An 18733-nucleotide genomic window follows, 5' to 3' on the forward strand; every position below is an offset into this window, starting at 1 on the left:
TGATAGACCGCCTTGTTTCAAAAGTTGGTATATATATTGCTTTGGTTATTTCATAACAGTCAGTTCTTGAGTTGAGGTTTACATGGCTATTTCTTTTGACAATGCTTTGGGCATTCACCAGCACACAGTTGGTGTACGTGAGCGTAACGCTGAGGTGCTTTCCACCAATATCGCGCAAGCAAACACGCCTGGGTATAAAGCAAAGGGATTAGACTTTAAGAAATCACTGCAAGCGGCAAGTTCTGGGGCAAGCATTGGTCTTAGCCGTACAGATGGTCGGCACATTTCTGCCTCAACAACGGTGAACGGGGAAACGAAGTATCGCATTCCTACCCAACCTGATACAGGAGATGGCAACACGGTTGATTTGGATTTGGAAAGAAACCTTTTCATGCAAAACCAAATTAGGCATCAAGCCTCTCTCGACTTCTTAGGAAGTAAGTTCAAGAATTTAACTAAAGCGATTAAAGGGGAATAATTAGATGAGTTTATTCAATGTATTCAATGTGACTGGTTCTGCGATGAGTGCTGAATCTGTTCGTCTAAATACGACCTCGAGCAACCTTGCGAACGCGGACAGTGTAAGTAGTTCTGCTGAAGAAACTTACAAGGCTCGTCACGCAGTGTTCGGCGCTGAGTTAAATAAAGCACGCAACAGTGGTCACACTGTGCCTGTGAAAGTATTAGGTATTGTGGAAAGCGATAAGCCGCTAAGCGCGGAGTACAACCCGGATCACCCATTAGCGAACAACGAAGGCTATATCTACAAGCCTAATGTCAACGTTATGGAAGAAATGGCAAACATGATTTCGGCATCACGTGCGTACCAAACAAACGTACAGGTTGCTGACTCGAGTAAACAAATGCTGCTGCGTACGCTGCAGATGGGTCAATAAGGATAAGGAGGTAGCACATGGCTGGAATCAACAACAATGTTGGTCAAAGCGGCTTGTCCTATGTTGACCAGCTGAAGAGTCTTCAAGATGGCGCTAAAAAGCCCGACGAAACAACAGGTAAGCAGGATCTTAAACAAGAAGACTTCTTATCTTTGTTGACTAAGCAACTAGCACAACAAGACCCTTTCAAGCCGGTTAGCAATGACCAGATGATTGCGCAAATGGCTTCATTTGCGACCGTAGATGGCATTGGCAAAATGAATACACAGTTTGAAAGCTTGAATTCATCAATGACCTCTAACCAAGCTCTTCAGGCCTCCTCTTTAGTTGGGCGTGATGTATTGGTTCCTGGTGCGGCAGGTGTAAAACCCGGTGATGGCGGTATGGCGGCAATGGTTAAGCTTCCTCAGGCAATGGACAATGTAATGGTCCGTGTTGAGAACGAAGTTGGCCAATTGGTTCGCACATTTGATATCGGCTCTAAACCATCTGGTGATACACGTGTTGAATGGGACGGAAAAGACGAAGACGGTAACCCATTGCCGGCCGGTAAATACAACGTGAAAGCGTCGGGTTTGCTGGATGGCGAGAACACAGAGTTCCAAGTTTCCAGTTATGCGAACGTGAACAGTGTGCTTCTTGGTAAGGGCGATGGCAACGTACTACTCAATCTGGCTGGTTTTACATCGCCAGTACGACTTGCTGAAGTACTAGAAGTTGGTAAAGCGTAGCTCTTTATTGAGTGACTATGCTAGCTAGATAGATTAGGAGAATAATGGAATGTCATATGTAGCTTTAAGCGGCCTATCCGCTGCACAATTAGACCTGAATACAACCAGTAACAACATTGCGAACGCGAACACATTTGGCTTTAAAGAGTCTCGTGCCGAGTTTGGTGATGTTTACTCAAGCTCGTTGTTCACTAACGCAAAAACGACGGCAGGTGGCGGTGCGCAAGCTAGCCAAGTGGCGCAACAGTTCCACGAAGGTTCAAGTATTTATACGAACAACCCAATGGACTTACGTGTAAGTGGTACAGGTTTCTTTGCAGTATCTAAAGACCGCATGGTGCCAGAGATTAACGAATTAACGCGTAATGGTGCATTTCACCTAAACAAAGACAACTACATGGTTACCGCTAATGATGAGTTTCTTTTAGGTTACGATGTTGATCCAAACTCGGGGGAAGTTCTTTCTTATGCGCCAAAGCCTCTCGACATTCCTGCTGAGTTTGGTAAACCAAAACAGACAGAAAACATTGAAGTAGGGGTTAACCTTCCTGCAAACGGTGATCTTAAAGACCCGGCTGCATTTAACTTCAAAGATGCTGATACTTATAACCGTGCAACGTCTTCGACGGTATACGATTCTATGGGTCAGTCTTACAAGTTAACGACTTACTACCTCAAAGATCAGACTCAACCAAACACTTGGCAAACGTACTACACCATGTCAGATGAGAACGGTGAAAAGCCGGTCAACATTACTGGTGGTGATGCGACGAATGCACAAGGTCATGTTGGTCACACAATGAAGTTCAACAATGACGGTACGTTAGCAAGCCTAAACAATGGTCAGCCGATTAACTCGGAACCACTGGGTGCTGGTGCGAACCCTATTGACTTGAACGGTGCTGATCCAACTCAAGTGCTTAAGTTTGGTTTAGATTCTTCAACTCAGTTTGCCGCTCCGTTTGAATTGACTAAGTTTGATGAAGATGGCGCGACAACAGGTTTCTTAACAAAAATCGATTTCGATGAGTACGGCAGTGTTCTAGGTACTTATTCAAATGGTGAAAACGTGATGCTTGGCCGTGTAGGCTTGGTTCGTGTACCCAATGAGCAAGGTCTGGATAAGAAAGGCGGTACTCAATGGGATTCTACCAACGACTCTGGTGACAAGATCTGGGGTGAATCGAACAAAGGTTCATTTGGTAGCATCAACAACGGCTCGCTAGAGCAGTCGAACATCGATATGACTCAAGAACTGGTTGATTTGATTTCTGCTCAACGTAACTTCCAGGCGAACTCGCGTTCTCTAGAAGTACACAACCAGCTACAACAGAATATTCTTCAGATTCGTTAATCGTTTAAAGCGTTTGAATCATCTGCGAATACCCAATTCAATGTTATTGAATTGGGTATTGTTGTTTGTCTTTTTATTTGCCGCCCCTATTGCCGCCCGGTAATGCCACTGGCAACAATTCTTCCTCAATGATCCTTTGATGATCACCCTTCTTGTTCGTTTTCTATTTAAATTATTGATAAATAACAGTTAAAAATATTGGCACAGTGTTTGCTTTATTAGCCCCAGAAGATGATTTTTGGAGCAAAATTATGGATCGCGCACTGTTTCTTGCCATGAGTGGCGCTAAGCAAAATATGCAAGCTTTGCAGCTACGTGCAAACAACCTTGCCAACGTAAGTACAACGGGTTTCCGTGCTGATTTAGCACAGGCACGTTCAATGCAAGCGTATGGCGAAGGCATGCCTACTCGTGTTTTCAGCATGACAGAGCGTCCGGGTCATAATTTCGCTCAGGGTAGTGTGGTTACTACTGGCCGAGATCTAGACGTTACCATTCAAGGTGATGGTTGGATTTCAGTGATGGACAATACTGGCCGTGAAGGTTTAACACGTAACGGTAACCTAAGGGTTGACCAAAACGGTTTACTAACCAACGCAAGCGGTCACTTAGTGCTTGGTGAAAACGATGCACCAATCACGCTGCCAATCCCAATCAGCAAAGTAGAAATTGGTACAGACGGTACGATTTCGGTGATTCCTCAAGGCGCTCCAGCTGAAGAATTGGCCGTGGTTGATCGTATTAAGCTTGTACGTCCAGACAACCAAAGTTTGTTTAAAGACACGAATGGTCTATTCCGTTCGAAAAACCCAGATCAGGCATACGAAGCAGATGCAGCGGTAACGTTGCTAAAAGGTGCTATCGAAGGCAGTAACGTAAATGCCGTAGGTGAAATGACCAGCCTAATTGACTTACAACGTCAGTTTGAAATGCAGGTCAAAATGATGAGCACAGCAGAGGAAATGGACAAGTCGTCTGATTCACTGCTTCGTATGAGCTAATAGAATTTAAAGGACATTGCTATGCATCCAGCATTATGGGTAAGTAAAACGGGTTTAGACGCCCAACAAACCAATATCTCAACGATTTCGAACAACCTTGCCAACGCCTCGACCATTGGTTTTAAAAAGAGCCGCGCGGTATTTGAAGATCTGTTCTACCAGAATATTAATCAACCGGGTGGTCAATCGTCTCAGAATACTGAGCTGCCAAGTGGTTTGATGCTGGGTGCCGGTTCTAAGGTCGTCGCGACTCAAAAAGTGCACACTCACGGTAACGCACAAACGACATCTAACAGCCTAGACATGATGATTGAAGGCGACGGTTTCTTCCAAGTTGAAATGCCAGACGGTGAAACAGGTTACAGCCGCAATGGTCAGTTCACACTGAACGGTGAAGGCGCGATCGTAACGTCGGGCCAAGGTTATCCTCTACAACCAGAAATTGTGATTCCTGAAGACGCGATCTCGGTAACGGTTGGTAACGACGGTGAAGTATCGGTTCGTCTACGTGGCGAGCAAAACAACGTCGTGGTTGGTCAAATTACCATTACTGACTTTGTAAACCCAGGTGGTCTAGAGCCAGTAGGTCAAAACCTTTATTTGCCAACTGGCGCGAGTGGCGACCCACAAGAGGGTGTACCGGGTTTTGATGGCCTGGGTAACATCCGCCAATCGATGCTAGAAACATCGAACGTAAACGTAACCGAAGAGCTGGTAAACATGATTGAAGCTCAGCGTGTATACGAAATGAATTCGAAAGTTATCTCGTCAGTAGACAAGATGATGAGCTTTGTTAACCAACAGCTGTAATTGGTTTATTCGCCGTTTACTTTTTTAATTAATCTATCTGTTTTTGCTAATTGACCCATTTACCACTGCCTGCTGAGAGTATATCGCCATGAAACGTATTTTTTGTTTAGCCCTGTTAGCTTCGATGACTGGTTGTACAGTACTGGATCCAATTGAGACGCCAGCACAAGAGAACGCGACCACAGTGGTTGATGCGGTTGAAGGCGATAAGTCGGCAGAAGAAAGTTCAGGAATTATCGACACGCTTCGTGGGCGAACCGATCCAATTGCTGGTGACCCTGCATGGGCGCCAATCAACCCCAAGCAGAAGCCAGAGCATTATGCAGCGGCAACGGGCTCACTGTTTAATGTGAACCACATTGGCAGTATGTATGACGACTCAAAGCCTCGTGGTATTGGTGACATCATCACTGTAGCGCTAGATGAGAATACTCGAGCGACCAAAAAAGCCAACGCAGACATGTCTAAGTCGAATGATGCATCAATGGAGCCGCTGGCTGTTGGTGGTCAAGATCTGACGATCGACAAGTACAACTTCTCTTATGATCTGAGTAACACCAATACTTTTGCTGGTGATGCGTCAGCCAACCAAAGTAACAGCATCAGCGGCTACATTACCGTTGAAGTCATCGAAGTATTAGCTAATGGCAACCTAGTGGTTCGTGGTGAGAAGTGGATGACACTGAACACCGGCGATGAGTACATCCGCCTAAGCGGTACCATCCGTCCAGACGATATTGACTTCGAAAATACCATTGCTTCAAACCGTGTTTCTAACGCACGAATTCAGTACTCAGGGACTGGCGTACAGAAAGATATGCAAGAGCCTGGATTCTTGGCACGATTCTTTAATGTATCTCTGTAGAGCTTGATAGGACGACGACATACTGACAGCCTCTATCACTGAGCCACATTTAGCTAAGCTATTATAAATTAAAGCAATACAGACAGGTTACTCAATGAAAAAACTGACACTCGTACTATTCGGCATGCTATTTCTTGCCACCAGTGCCCATGCTGCGCGAATCAAAGACGTGGCAAAAGTGGCGGGTGTTCGTAGTAACCAACTTGTCGGTTATGGTTTGGTCACGGGCTTGCCGGGTACTGGTGAGACAACTCCCTTTACCGATCAAACATTTAACGCAATGCTGCAAAATTTTGGCATCCAATTGCCGCCCGGCACTAAGCCAAAAACCAAAAACGTCGCGGCTGTTATTGTGACTGCTGAACTGCCAGCATTCTCTAAGCAAGGCCAAGAAGTTGACGTAACCGTTTCTTCTATCGGTTCAGCAAAAAGCCTTCGTGGTGGTACCTTGCTACAGACCTTCTTGAAAGGTCTAGACGGTCAAGTGTATGCGGTCGCGCAGGGTAACTTGGTGGTAAGTGGCTTTAGTGCACAAGGTAACGACGGTTCTAAGATTGTCGGTAACAACCCTAACGTTGGTATCATCTCTAGCGGTGCGACGGTTGAACAAGAGATCCCAACGCCATTCGGTCGTGGTGACTACATCACCTTCAACCTAATCCAATCAGATTTCACAACGGCTCAGCGTATGGCTGATGCGGTTAATAATTTCCTAGGCCCACAAATGGCTTCAGCGGTAGACGCAACTTCAGTAAAAGTTCGTGCACCGCGTGAAATCAGCCAGCGTGTAGCATTCTTGTCGGCTATCGAAAACATCGAGTTCGACCCTGCTGAAGGCTCTGCAAAAATCATCGTCAACTCTCGTACAGGTACGATTGTGGTTGGTAAGCACGTTCGCCTAAAAGCGGCGGCGGTCACCCACGGTGGTATGACGGTTGCAATTAAAGAAAATCTAAACGTAAGCCAACCGAATGCATTCTCTGGTGGCCAAACGGCAGTGGTCCCTGATTCTGATATCGAAATCACGGAAGGCGATGGTAAGATGTTCAAATTTGAACCTGGCCTAACGCTGGACGATTTGGTACGCGCAGTCAATGAAGTGGGCGCTGCACCTTCTGATTTAATGGCAATCCTTCAAGCACTGAAACAAGCGGGTGCAATTGAAGGCCAATTGATCATTATCTAAGAAGGGGTAAAGCATGATTAAAAATAACAATGACATCGGCTTTATTCACGATATCGGTAGCCTAGACCGCCTTCGTCAACAAGCGGTAAACGGTGAAGAAGGTAGCGAGAAAGAAGCATTAACCGCGGCGGCAAAACAGTTTGAATCGATTTTCACCTCGATGTTGTTTAAGTCAATGCGCGATGCTAACTCGAGCTTTAAGTCGGATATGTTGAACAGCCAGAACGAGCAGTTCTATCGTCAGATGCAAGATGACCAAATGGCGAGTGAGTTAAGCGCTTCAGGTTCATTAGGTCTTGCAGATATGATCGTGGCTCAACTAAGCGCTGGCCAAGCAAGCGATACGTCTGAAGAGAAGGTTCGCAGTGAAGGCTTTGATGCTTCATTGCAAAGACCGCAATATTCAGGCCGTTCGGAAGAGCGAGCGTCAGACGTTCAACCTGCGCAAGCAGCAAAACAGCCAGTATCCTTTGATTCTCCAGAATCGTTTGTGACCTCAATGAAGCCTTACGCGGAAAAAGCGGCAAGTGCGCTTGGTGTGGACTCGTCTCTTCTATTGGCACAAGCTGCCCTTGAAACGGGTTGGGGTTCTAAAATGGTTAAGAACTCTTTGGGCAACAGCAATAACTTATTTAACATCAAAGCAGATAGAAGTTGGAAGGGCGATAAGGTCGCGACTCAAACTCTTGAGTTCCATGGCAAAACCGCCGTTAAAGAGTCAGCTTCCTTCCGTTCTTACTCTAATTTCGAAGATAGCTTTAATGATTACGTGAAGTTCTTGAACGAAAATCCAAGATACGAAACGGCGCTACAGCATCAAGGCAATTCAGAGAATTTCATCAAAGGTATTCATCAGGCTGGTTACGCAACTGACCCTAACTATGCAGACAAGGTTTTACGAGTTAAAGCCAAGATTGATGAGATGAACTAGCGTCATAAATCAACATAGAGAGCTTGCTACTGGCAGGCTCTTTTCTTCTCCGCCCCTTCAGTTCTTACGCGTAATCCATAGTTATCTCCTTACACTTCAATAAATTATCGTCTTTTAATTTCCTATTGTTTTTGTTGGCACGTATATTGCATTTATCTTAGTAATATACGGTTGTAGTTAATCAGTTCATTCTGGTTTTGTTAAGTTTTTTGGGGGCATTATGGCGTCGGATCTTCTGAATGTAGGGGCACAAAGTGTTCTTACGGCTCAGAGACAGCTCAACACCACAGGTCATAACATTTCTAACGCTAACACAGAGGGCTATAGCCGCCAGTCTGTGATTCAAGGTGTGAATGACCCGCGCCAGTACGGTGGGCAATCCTACGGTATGGGGGTACATGTGGAAAATGTTCGCCGCTCTTGGGATCAGTTTGCCGTCAAAGAACTTAACTTATCGACAACCAATGCCGCCAACAAAGGCGATACCGAAGCCAACCTCGATATGCTGTCGAGCATGTTGTCGTCGGTCGCTTCAAAGAAGATTCCAGAAAACCTCAACGAATGGTTTGATTCCGTTAAGACTCTCGCCGATACCCCAAATGATGTGGGTGCGCGTAAGGTCGTGTTAGAGAAAGCAGGGCTTGTAACTAAAACCTTGAATGAATTTCATGAAACAGTTCGTCAACAGTCTGATTCTACGAATAAAAAATTAGATATGGGTATCGAGCGAGTTAACCAACTTGCGTACGAGATCCGTGATGTTCAGCGTTTAATGATGCGAACTCCTGGGCCTCATAATGACCTACGAGATCAGCATGAAAAGTTGATTAATGAGCTTTCTGGTTACACCAAAGTTACGGTGACACCACGCTCAAATGCCGAAGGGTTTAATGTCCATATTGGTAATGGCCATACCTTGGTCTCTGGTAGTGAAGCGAGTCAGCTGAAGATGGTTGATGGCTTACCCGATGCACATCAGCGCCGCCTAGCGATTGTTGAAGGTAAGTCTTTAAAACCGATCACCAGCAGTGATATCGACGGAAAAATCGGCGCCATGCTAGACATGCGTGACGAACATATCCCAGCAATCATGGATGAGCTTGGTCGTTTGGCGACCGCGTTTTCATATGAGGTCAATAGTCTTCAAGAACAAGGTTTGGATCTTAACGGCAACGTAGGTAAGGACTTGTTTACCGACGTGAACTCAGAGCTGGTGGCAAAATCTCGTGTCACGGCTAGCGGGCAATCGAAAGCCGATGTTGCGGTATACATTGATGATACTTCTGCCTTAAAAGGCGGTGAGTATGGACTGAAATACGATGGCAGTGATTATGTCGTGACTAAGCCGAACGGTGAGACCGTTAAGATGGCGACCGACTCTAGCGGTAGTGCTTTTTATCTTGATGGCATGCGAGTGGAAGTACGTAACCCTCCTGAACTAGGAGAGAAACTGTTACTGCGTCCAACGCGTAATTTTGCTGCGCAGATTCATATGGAAACCAAAGACCCGAAAGACATTGCTGCGCAAAGTTATGAGGCATCGACCACGTTTGCCAAGGGTACAGCGGGATTTAAAATCCTAGAAGCAGGTCAACTGCGTGAGTTTGAAGTGATTGTCTCACCAAAAGGTGAGCAGTTTGCTGTGACGGATCCGAAGGGTAACATTTTAATGCAGCCTCAACCGTATCCGCCACAAGGGCCAGTGACCATCAACGGTACAACGTTTGAGCTCACACCCGGTGCGGTGGCAAATGATAAGTTTACGGCAAACCTTGTCCCATCAGAAGGTGACAACGGTAACCTGCGTAAGCTACAAGATCTTCAAACAGGAAAGCTGTTGAATGATGGTGAGTCTACGATTTTAGACCTTTACCACAACTTGAATACTAATACAGGCTTGAAGTCTTCAACGGCAAATCGCCTGAGTGATATTGCGACATTAGAAAAACAGTCGGCTCAAGAACGTATTGCTTCTATCTCGGGAGTAAACCTCGATGAAGAAGCGGCAAACATGATGAAATTTCAGCAAGCGTATATGGCTTCTTCACGTATCATGCAAGCAGCCAACGATACGTTTAACACTATTTTGGCTCTGAGATAGGAAGGTATAAATGTTGAATCGTATCTCTAGCTTCCATAATTATCAGTCAGTACAAAACGACTTGCGCCGTCAAGAGAACAAGGTGCATCACAACCAAGCACAACTTGCTTCGGGTAAGAAGTTACAGTCGCCAAGTGATGACCCATTAGCGACGCACTATTTACAGAACATTGGTCAGCAGTCAGAACAGCTTAAACAGTATGTCGATGCGATTACTCTAGTCAGAAACCGTCTTGAGCATCATGAAGTATTGGTTTCTAACACTGAAGGCTTTGCTGATGAAGCAAAACGAACCGTGATGGAAATGATCAACGGTGCGCTTTCTCCGGAAGACCGTTTAGCTAAGAAGCGTGAAATTCAAGAACTGGCGAATAACTTCCTGCATTTAGCCAACTCTCAAGATGAGTCGGGTAACTACACGTTTGCAGGCACTAAGCCGAAAAATCAGCCTTTCTTTCGAGATAACGAAGGAAATGTGACATATCAAGGTGATGACTACCAACGCAAGATGCGTGTGGCAAGCAGCTTTGAAATGGCAATGAATGATCCGGGCAGCAAGATGTTTATGGAAATAGACAACCCGTTCGGTGACTACGAACCTCAGTACGAGCTTGAACCTGCGTCTGAGTTATTGCTCGGGCGTGCGACCAACAGCGATGAAGATGGGTCTACTTATAAAGTGACGTTTGTCGACATGCAGACGGGCAATTTCGCTTATCAGCTTGAAAAAGACGGCGCAGTGGTTGCGGCAGAAGATTTTGATCCTTCGACAGGCATTGTTTATGAAGGGCTGAATATTCAAATCAAAGGCCAAATCACTAAAGGTGATTCGATCACCTTAGAACCACGAGAGACTTTCTCTATCTTTGATACGTTCAAAGAGGCTGCTGAGCAGGCTGAAAACCCGGTATCGGATGCATCAGCAACAGCGAAACTGCACCAAGTAACTGAAGAGTTCCACGCTGCGTTTATCCATTTGACCAAGGCAAGAACCGATGTTGGTGCACGTTTGAGTACTTTGGATATTCAAGAGCAACAACATGAAGATTTCAAGTTGTCTTTAGCAAAAGCAAAAAGCAACTTTGAAGACTTGGATTACTCGAAAGCGATCATTGAGTTCAATGAAAACTCTCGAGCACTACAAGCTTCTCAACAAGCGTTTGGCAAAACCAAAGACCTGACCTTGTTTAACTATATTTAATGATCAATCGGTATTTAATGGTGGCTTGTCGATCACCATGGCGTTGATTCCTTGCCGTATGTGCTATGCCATACGTGCGAATGACGCCACAGTTTGCCGCTTTTTTGTACGAAGCATGATGTTTCTAGAATAGCGGCAAAAAACGGCAATAAGGAAGGTGAATGTTTTTCATCTTCTAATAGTAGAAAATCATAATTGCGCAGTGTTGTTTGTAAGCTTCTGATTTTTAGATAATTAAAAAATTATTTATATGACATTAAACTTGGCATACAACTTGTATATGTGTTGGTTATAAATGATTAATACAGATCTTAAACCTTGTATAGGGTTTATCGAGTAATACACGGTCAGTGCTTATCCATATGAGAGTAAAGCTGGCCGCTTCGCAGAAACTTTGCGAACTCATAAGGAGAGCAAAATGGCTATCAATGTAAGCACTAACGTATCTGCTATGACAGCACAGCGTTACCTGAATAAAGCATCTAATGACTTAGCGACTTCTATGGAGCGTTTGTCATCTGGTCACAAGATCAACAGCGCGAAAGATGATGCGGCAGGTCTGCAAATCTCGAACCGTCTAACCGCTCAGTCTCGTGGTCTTGATGTGGCAATGCGTAATGCCAACGACGGTATTTCGATTGCTCAAACAGCAGAAGGCGCGATGAACGAATCGACTAACGTACTACAACGTATGCGTGATCTAGCGATTCAATCATCAAACGGCACTAACTCGCCGGCAGAGCGTACTGCACTGAACGAAGAGTCAATGGCACTTCAAGATGAGCTTAACCGTATTGCGGAAACCACATCGTTTGGTGGTCGTCGTCTACTGAACGGTTCATTCGGTGAAGCTTCATTCCAGATCGGTTCTAACTCTGGTGAAGCAATGATCATGGCTCTGACAAGTATCCGTGCAGATGACTACCGTATGGGTGGTACTACGTTCGATTCAGAAAACGCGAAAGATAAGAACTGGGAAGTGCCGCCAACAGCGAGCGATCTTAAGTTCGAATTCAAAACCAAAGCGGGTGAAGACATCGTTTTAGATATCAATACCAAAGCGGGCGATGATATCGAAGAGCTTGCGACTTACATTAATGGTCAGTCTGATCTTGTGAACGCATCGGTTACTGATGATGGTCGCATTCAACTGTTCGTTGCTGAACCTGACCTTGACGGCCCAATGTCTATCTCTGGTGGTCTAGCGTCTGAGCTAGGTATTAAGAGTGAAGGCCGCGCAACCTCGGTTCAAGATGTTAGCTTAACCAGCGTTGCGGGTTCACAGAACGCGATCAGCGTGATTGATTCTGCAATGAAGTACGTGGATTCACAGCGTGCTGATTTGGGTGCAAAACAGAACCGTCTAAGCCACAGTATTAATAACTTGGCAAACGTACAAGAGAACGTAGACGCTTCAAACAGCCGAATCAAAGATACGGACTTTGCGAAAGAGACGACGCAAATGACCAAATCACAAATTCTGCAACAAGCAGGTACTTCAATACTTGCTCAAGCAAAACAGTTGCCTAACTCTGCAATGTCATTATTGCAATAGTTATTGGTTGAACTTGCTGCTCGTGTTCAGACGTGAGCCATGCAGCAAGGGAAACTGGCAAGCATACTTACTATTGAATGTTTAGCTCTCTCATCTCTCACCTGCTATCCATTTTTGCAGTAAGAATGCAACGGCAAGTCGGAAATGTGTTCATTTCTCGATGATCTCCACACAGGCTCTGACGCGCCAACTAGCCCCGGTTCTCTCAAAGGAAAAGGGGCTTTTTCCTTTCTGTATTTCTTGTTTTTGCTATTTATTTTCCTGTGAACTTTCTCGCACTACCTTTTCCAAATCTCTATTTGATGGTTCTTCTTCACGACAAATAATGTCATCTATTACACAAGATTTGCGTAAGTCAGAGATCTTTGGCGATTGATCATTTCTCGACCTTGAGCCATTTAGACGGCGGTTCGTACGCTTTCTGAACAGATTAAGATCTTTTTCCAATTGAAATCTATCGCTGTATTAGAAAATGATGAAAATTAAGTTGTTGATAAATATTAGATTAATATTTTTTTTGTGGTTTTTTGAAAGTTTTTCTAAAGCTTCTGATTTTCGCGCCGTTATTAAAAGTAACTTTGAGAGAACTACTTGGTTTTCCGAGACGTCGGAAACCGCTATACCGGAAAATCAATTGGAGAAATCACCATGGCAGTGAATGTAAATACAAACGTTTCAGCGATGACAGCGCAACGTTACCTAAACAACGCAAACAGCGCACAACAAACATCAATGGAGCGTCTAGCTTCTGGCTCAAAAATCAACAGCGCAAAAGATGACGCTGCGGGTCTACAAATCTCGAACCGTTTGAACGTTCAAAGTCGTGGTCTTGATGTTGCTGTACGTAACGCGAACGACGGTATCTCAATTGCACAAACAGCTGAAGGTGCAATGAATGAGACGACTAACATCCTGCAACGTATGCGTGATTTGTCTCTACAATCTTCAAACGGCTCAAACTCAAAATCTGAGCGTGTAGCGATTCAAGAAGAAGTAACAGCGCTGAACGACGAACTGAACCGTATCGCGGAAACGACGTCTTTTGGTGGCAACAAGTTGCTTAACGGTACTCACGGTACTAAATCATTCCAAATCGGTGCAGACAACGGTGAAGCGGTAATGCTTCAACTGAAAGACATGCGCTCTGATAACGCTCAGATGGGTGGTAAGAGCTACCAAACTGAGAACGCGAAAGATAAAGATTGGAACGTTCAAGCAGGCTCTAACGACCTAAAAATGTCGTTCACTGATAACTTCGGTCAAGCACAAGAAATCGACATCAGCGCAAAAGCGGGTGACGACATCGAAGAGCTAGCAACGTACATCAACGGTCAACAAGACTCTGTTAAAGCGTCTGTAACTGAAGACGGTAAGCTACAAATGTTTACTGGTAACAACAAGGTTGAAGGCGAAGTGGCATTCTCTGGCAGCCTGGCTGGCGAACTAGGCATACAACCTGGCAAAGACGTAACGGTTGATACTATCGACGTAACATCAGTTGGCGGCGCACAAGAGTCTGTAGCTATTATCGATGCGGCACTTAAGTATGTAGATAGCCACCGTGCTGAGCTAGGTGCTTTCCAAAACCGTTTCGACCACGCTATCAGCAACTTAGACAACATTAACGAGAACGTTAACGCATCTAAGAGCCGTATTAAAGATACCGATTTCGCGAAAGAAACGACTCAGATGACTAAGTCTCAGATCCTTTCTCAAGCTTCAAGCTCGATTCTTGCTCAAGCGAAGCAAGCGCCGAACTCGGCACTTAGCCTACTAGGTTAATCGATTAAAAAGCCACGTTGACCAATAGTGTTGACGCAAGGCTTCCACAAATTAGCTCGTGGTGAGAGATGAGCGCTAAACAGACCCAGCTTCGGCTGGGTTTTTTATTGCCTGCAATTTGGCGAAGGTGTATTTGAAAAAGTGCAATGTTGGTAAGCAGGAGCAAAAGCGAGATTCCCTATCGCGTTCGTTCCTCACTGTAGGGAATGACGGGGTTGGGTTGTGGAGACTGTATAGCTGCTTTGGCAAGGTTAGATCGAGTAAATAATTACTCAGATTCAAACAATAGTTTTCAATCGTCATTCCAGAATCGAGTAGAACGAGGTATCAGGGATCGGCTTTGGTTTTTATGTGCAAGGCGACACTTATAAATGAGCGAGGATACGAAACTTTAGCGAATGCCGCTCTATTAATTGAAGCCTGATCACACTTTTCTTTGTTGTTGAAAAGAATACGAAAAAAATCGCATTTTTTATTAAAGCTTCTAATTAAGGGGCCGTTAAAGGGATTGAGAGAAATGATATGTACCAATGTAAGGTGAGAGAGACACTGGTGCATAAACAAATTGACATGTATTTGTGTGAGGTGAGAGTCACATAAGTGCATTAAAAAATGCCTAAAGGAGATCAACTATGGCGATTAATGTAAACACTAATGTGTCTGCAATGACGGCTCAGCGCTACCTGAATAGCGCGGCTGAAGGTACTCAAAAATCAATGGAGCGTTTGTCTTCTGGCTATAAAATCAATAGCGCAAAAGATGATGCTGCAGGCCTACAAATCTCTAACCGCTTAACGTCGCAAAGCCGTGGCCTAGATATGGCTGTGAAAAACGCGAATGATGGTATCTCTATTGCACAGACAGCGGAAGGTGCAATGAATGAGTCAACCAACATTCTGCAACGTATGCGTGACCTTTCTCTTCAATCTTCAAATGGTTCAAACAGCAAATCTGAACGTGTTGCGATCCAAGAAGAAGTCTCTGCTCTGAACAAAGAACTTAACCGTATTGCTGAAACAACTTCTTTTGGTGGTAACAGGCTTCTTAACGGAACTTACGGTAGTCAATCTTTCCAAATCGGTGCAGATTCTGGTGAGGCGGTAATGCTTTCTATGGGGAACATGCGCACCGATACTCAAGAAATGGGCGGTAAGAGCTACGGCGTAGAAGAAGGCAAAGATGCTTCTTGGCGTGTAGGTGCTGGTGCTGATCTAACGATTAAGTACAACGATAAATTTGGTGAAGCTCAAGAGTTGTCCATTTCTGCGAAAGAAGGCAACGATATTGAAGAGCTAGCAACTTACATCAACGGTCAAAGTGAAGACGTTAAAGCGTCTGTGGGTGAAGGCGGTAAACTGCAACTTTTCGCTTCAAGTCAAAAAGTTGAAGGTGATGTTGAGTTTGGCGGCAGCCTAGCGGGCGAACTAGGTATCGGTGCTGGTAAAGACGTTACCGTTAACGATATCGACGTAACTTCTGTTGCAGGTGCAAACGAAGCAGTATCTATCATTGATGGTGCTCTAAAATCTGTTGATAGCCAACGTGCTTCTCTAGGTGCTTTCCAAAACCGTTTTGACCATGCAATCAGCAACTTAGACAACATCAACGAAAACGTTAATGCGTCTAAGAGCCGTATCAAAGATACCGATTACGCGAAAGAAACAACAGCTATGACGAAGTCTCAAATCCTACAACAGGCGAGTACTTCTATCCTAGCTCAAGCAAAACAGTCACCATCAGCAGCTCTAAGCTTATTGGGCTAAACTTACCTCGGTAAGTAGCGGTAAACTCTACTCTGGGTAGAGTTTTACTGTTTGGCTCATAAAGGAGGGAGGGAGAGTGTTATGGAAATATCATCCAACGCATCGAACATCCAGCCTTATGGCTCACCTAATGGCATTAAAATTGCAAGCGATGAAGGTAGTAGTGCGTCGAGTATTTCGCGACTAAAAGAAGCAACATCTTATGGCAAGGTAGAGAAATCGAAAGAGGAAGCTACTGAAGCGGCGATTCAATTAGCTCAACATAGACAAGAATTAAATGATGAAGAGCGAGTCAAAATGGTGGAGAAGGTAAACGAGTTTATCTCCTCTCTCAATAAAGGTGTGGCTTTTAAGGTCGATGAAGAATCTGGGAGAGATGTGGTTACCATTTATGAGACCACAACCGGTGATATTATTCGCCAGATCCCTGATGAAGAAATGCTTGAAATTCTAAGACGCCTAGCAGCCCAAAACTCGAATAGTCGAATATTTGAGGTGAAGGTTTAAGTCGTATTATTGAGGTGATTTAATGAGTTTTGGCCCAATGGGGATTTCGTCTGGCATGGATATCAATTCCATGGTCAGCACAATTGTTGATTCGGAGCGTGTACCTAAACAGCAACGAATCGACAATGAACGAACGCGAATCGATACCAGCATTAGTGCCTATGGAAGACTCAGAGAATCCCTTGATTCGATGAAAAACCTGATGACAAACTTTCGTCAGGAAAAAGCTTTTGCTGTGCGAACAGTCGAAAGTACCGATGAAGGTCTTGTCTCTGCAACCGCGACTACCGAAGCGATCGCTGGCAAATATGCCATCGATGTGTTGCAGCTTGCCCAAAGCCATAAAGTGGCTTCTGATGTACTGTCAGAGGACATGAAATTTGGCCCAGGTAAGCTGCAGGTTTCGCTTGGTGATGACAGCTTTGACGTGCAAGTTGGCGACAGATCGAGACTTATCGAAGTTGTTCGTGGTATCAACGGTGCAGATAGCAACCCAGGCGTTCGTGCATCTATTATCAACGATGTCGAAGGTCCAAGACTTATTATTGCCTCGAACCAGTCTGGTTCAGATCAGCAGATCAACATTAATGTTGAGTCAGATGCTGCCAATCCCTTAAAAAAACTCGAATACAAAACGCTTGAAGAACGTGTTAAAGCGCTAGAGAAAGCGCGCGTTGCTGCTCAAGATATTCTAGCTCTAACCCCTGCAGGAAAAGCCGTTGAACTCATCGATGAAGTGATCGCTAGCGATGACCCAAATGCGAATGAAACACTCGATAAAGATGGCAATGTCATCCCTGCATCCCAAACTGATTCTACCTCCGTTGCTGACGAAGACTCTCAAAGCCTTAGCTACGGAGAACAAGCCGCCGCCGACGGCCAAGCAGCTCTTGATGCAGCTAAAGCGGCAAAATCTGTCATGCCTGAAGACAATATCCCAGGTTGGACTGAAACCGCGTCAGGTACGCTTTTAGATTCTTACTACACACCAGAACTTGAGCTTGATGAAAAAGCGATAGAGAAGGCACCCGATGTGCCGGGGTGGTCAAATGCTGCCTCAGGTACTCTGACCGATTCATACGTGACACCGAAAGAAGCCCAACAAAAGCTTGAGGCTGAGCAAGCGCGTATCGAAGAGAAGATTTCACAAGAAAAAGCGGAGTTGGCTGAGAAAGTTCAAAAAGGCGAACTCACCGCAGAGCAAGCCAAGAAAATTGAGCGTGCCAAATTAGAACCCGAAGAGCGCGAGCTCTTAGAGAAGGTCGATAAAGCGCAAGCAGACCTTGAACAAGCACAGCAATCTTTTGATACCTATAGTGGAATGACTGAAGTTCAGGCTGGCCAAGATTCTATGGTTGTCCTAGATGGTGTTGCTCAACTCTCTAGTAATAACAATGTGATTGAAGATGCCATTGAAGGTATTGATATTACGGTGAAAGGAAAAACGCCAAAAGATAAGCCGCCGGCAGAAATTGGTGTGGAGTACGACCGTAATAGTGTTCGCCAAGACATTGAAGCTTTTGTTAATTCTTATAATAAGTTTTACCAAGTGTCTAAAAACTTGGCGGGTGTTGACCCAACGACTGGCCAAAAAGGCCCGCTGTCTGGTGACAGTACCGTGCGTAACGCCGACTCACGATTAAAAGGTGTGTTCTCATCAAGTATCGAAGGTGCGCCAGACAATCTAAAGTCTTTGACTGAATTCGGTATCACCACCACAAGACAAGGCTCGCTAGAAATCAACTACGATATGCTTGACCGTCAACTCAACAATAACTTTGATAAGTTGGGTGAGTTCTTTGGTGGCAACAACGGTTTCGCCAAAAAAGTGGAAGATGCGATTCAAGGTATCACAGGTATCACGGGTTCAATCCGTACTAGAGAAAAGAGCTTGGTCGAGCAAAACTACCGTTTGGTTGATGACCAAAGCGCGCTCGACCGCCGCATGGACAGCCTAGAGAGCCGTACCCACTCTAAGTTCACAGCCATGCAAGATGCGACCAGTAAGATGCAATCTCAGCTGGGCAGTATGATGAATGCGTTGGGCTAA

The 18733-nt window shown here is 45.0% G+C and carries 16 protein-coding genes; all 16 read left to right on the top strand.

The features are described from left to right. Positions 1 to 82 precede the first annotated feature (82 nt). Positions 83 to 478, top strand: a complete 396-nt coding sequence (gene flgB / locus AB4167_RS19355; RefSeq protein ID WP_004736175.1) for a flagellar basal body rod protein FlgB — start codon at positions 83 to 85, stop codon at positions 476 to 478. A 4-nt stretch (positions 479 to 482) separates the two neighbouring features. Beyond that, the gene (gene flgC, locus AB4167_RS19360; RefSeq protein WP_004736176.1) at positions 483 to 896 is read left to right on the top strand and encodes a flagellar basal body rod protein FlgC; all 414 of its coding nucleotides are present in this window, start codon (positions 483 to 485) and stop codon (positions 894 to 896) included. Between the two features lie 17 nt (positions 897 to 913). Next, positions 914 to 1627, top strand: a complete 714-nt coding sequence (gene flgD / locus AB4167_RS19365; protein WP_010439286.1) for a flagellar hook assembly protein FlgD — start codon at positions 914 to 916, stop codon at positions 1625 to 1627. Between the two features lie 49 nt (positions 1628 to 1676). Next, entirely contained in the window at positions 1677 to 2981 is a 1305-nt protein-coding gene (gene flgE / locus AB4167_RS19370) for a flagellar hook protein FlgE (RefSeq protein ID WP_017062260.1), read from the top strand. Positions 2982 to 3232: 251 nt separating this feature from the next. Further along, the gene (flgF, locus tag AB4167_RS19375) at positions 3233 to 3982 is read left to right on the top strand and encodes a flagellar basal-body rod protein FlgF (RefSeq protein ID WP_017056855.1); all 750 of its coding nucleotides are present in this window, start codon (positions 3233 to 3235) and stop codon (positions 3980 to 3982) included. Positions 3983 to 4003: 21 nt separating this feature from the next. Further along, positions 4004 to 4792, top strand: a complete 789-nt coding sequence (gene flgG, locus AB4167_RS19380; protein ID WP_017062259.1) for a flagellar basal-body rod protein FlgG — start codon at positions 4004 to 4006, stop codon at positions 4790 to 4792. Between the two features lie 88 nt (positions 4793 to 4880). Beyond that, positions 4881 to 5657: a flagellar basal body L-ring protein FlgH gene (gene flgH, locus AB4167_RS19385; RefSeq protein ID WP_017071817.1), complete on the top strand. Its 777-nt coding sequence runs from the start codon at positions 4881 to 4883 to the stop codon at positions 5655 to 5657. A 94-nt stretch (positions 5658 to 5751) separates the two neighbouring features. Further along, a complete protein-coding gene (locus tag AB4167_RS19390; protein WP_372136912.1) occupies positions 5752 to 6843 on the top strand; it encodes a flagellar basal body P-ring protein FlgI in 1092 nt (363 codons plus the stop codon). Between the two features lie 13 nt (positions 6844 to 6856). Continuing rightward, complete coding sequence (gene flgJ / locus AB4167_RS19395) at positions 6857 to 7774, top strand: flagellar assembly peptidoglycan hydrolase FlgJ (RefSeq protein WP_017064131.1); 918 nt, start codon at positions 6857 to 6859, stop codon at positions 7772 to 7774. 220 nt (positions 7775 to 7994) lie between these two features. Next, positions 7995 to 9875, top strand: coding sequence for a flagellar hook-associated protein FlgK (flgK, locus tag AB4167_RS19400; RefSeq protein WP_017067655.1), 1881 nt, complete (start codon positions 7995 to 7997; stop codon positions 9873 to 9875). Positions 9876 to 9885: 10 nt separating this feature from the next. Next, positions 9886 to 11076 carry a flagellar hook-associated protein FlgL gene (gene flgL / locus AB4167_RS19405; RefSeq protein WP_017064129.1) on the top strand — a complete coding sequence of 397 codons (1191 nt, stop codon included), beginning with the start codon at positions 9886 to 9888 and terminating at the stop codon, positions 11074 to 11076. Between the two features lie 418 nt (positions 11077 to 11494). Next, entirely contained in the window at positions 11495 to 12631 is a 1137-nt protein-coding gene (locus AB4167_RS19410) for a flagellin (RefSeq protein WP_017064128.1), read from the top strand. A 648-nt stretch (positions 12632 to 13279) separates the two neighbouring features. Beyond that, positions 13280 to 14413: a flagellin gene (locus tag AB4167_RS19415; protein ID WP_372135264.1), complete on the top strand. Its 1134-nt coding sequence runs from the start codon at positions 13280 to 13282 to the stop codon at positions 14411 to 14413. Between the two features lie 632 nt (positions 14414 to 15045). Then, positions 15046 to 16176, top strand: coding sequence for a flagellin (locus AB4167_RS19420; RefSeq protein WP_372118522.1), 1131 nt, complete (start codon positions 15046 to 15048; stop codon positions 16174 to 16176). Positions 16177 to 16257: 81 nt separating this feature from the next. Continuing rightward, positions 16258 to 16683, top strand: a complete 426-nt coding sequence (gene flaG / locus AB4167_RS19425) for a flagellar protein FlaG (protein ID WP_048661526.1) — start codon at positions 16258 to 16260, stop codon at positions 16681 to 16683. A gap of 22 nt (positions 16684 to 16705) precedes the next feature. Then, positions 16706 to 18733: a flagellar filament capping protein FliD gene (fliD, locus tag AB4167_RS19430; protein WP_372136913.1), complete on the top strand. Its 2028-nt coding sequence runs from the start codon at positions 16706 to 16708 to the stop codon at positions 18731 to 18733.

Origin of the sequence: Vibrio sp. 10N.286.49.E11 (assembly GCF_041469505.1) — a bacterium.
In the GTDB taxonomy this organism is placed as follows: Bacteria; Pseudomonadota; Gammaproteobacteria; order Enterobacterales; family Vibrionaceae; genus Vibrio; species Vibrio crassostreae_C.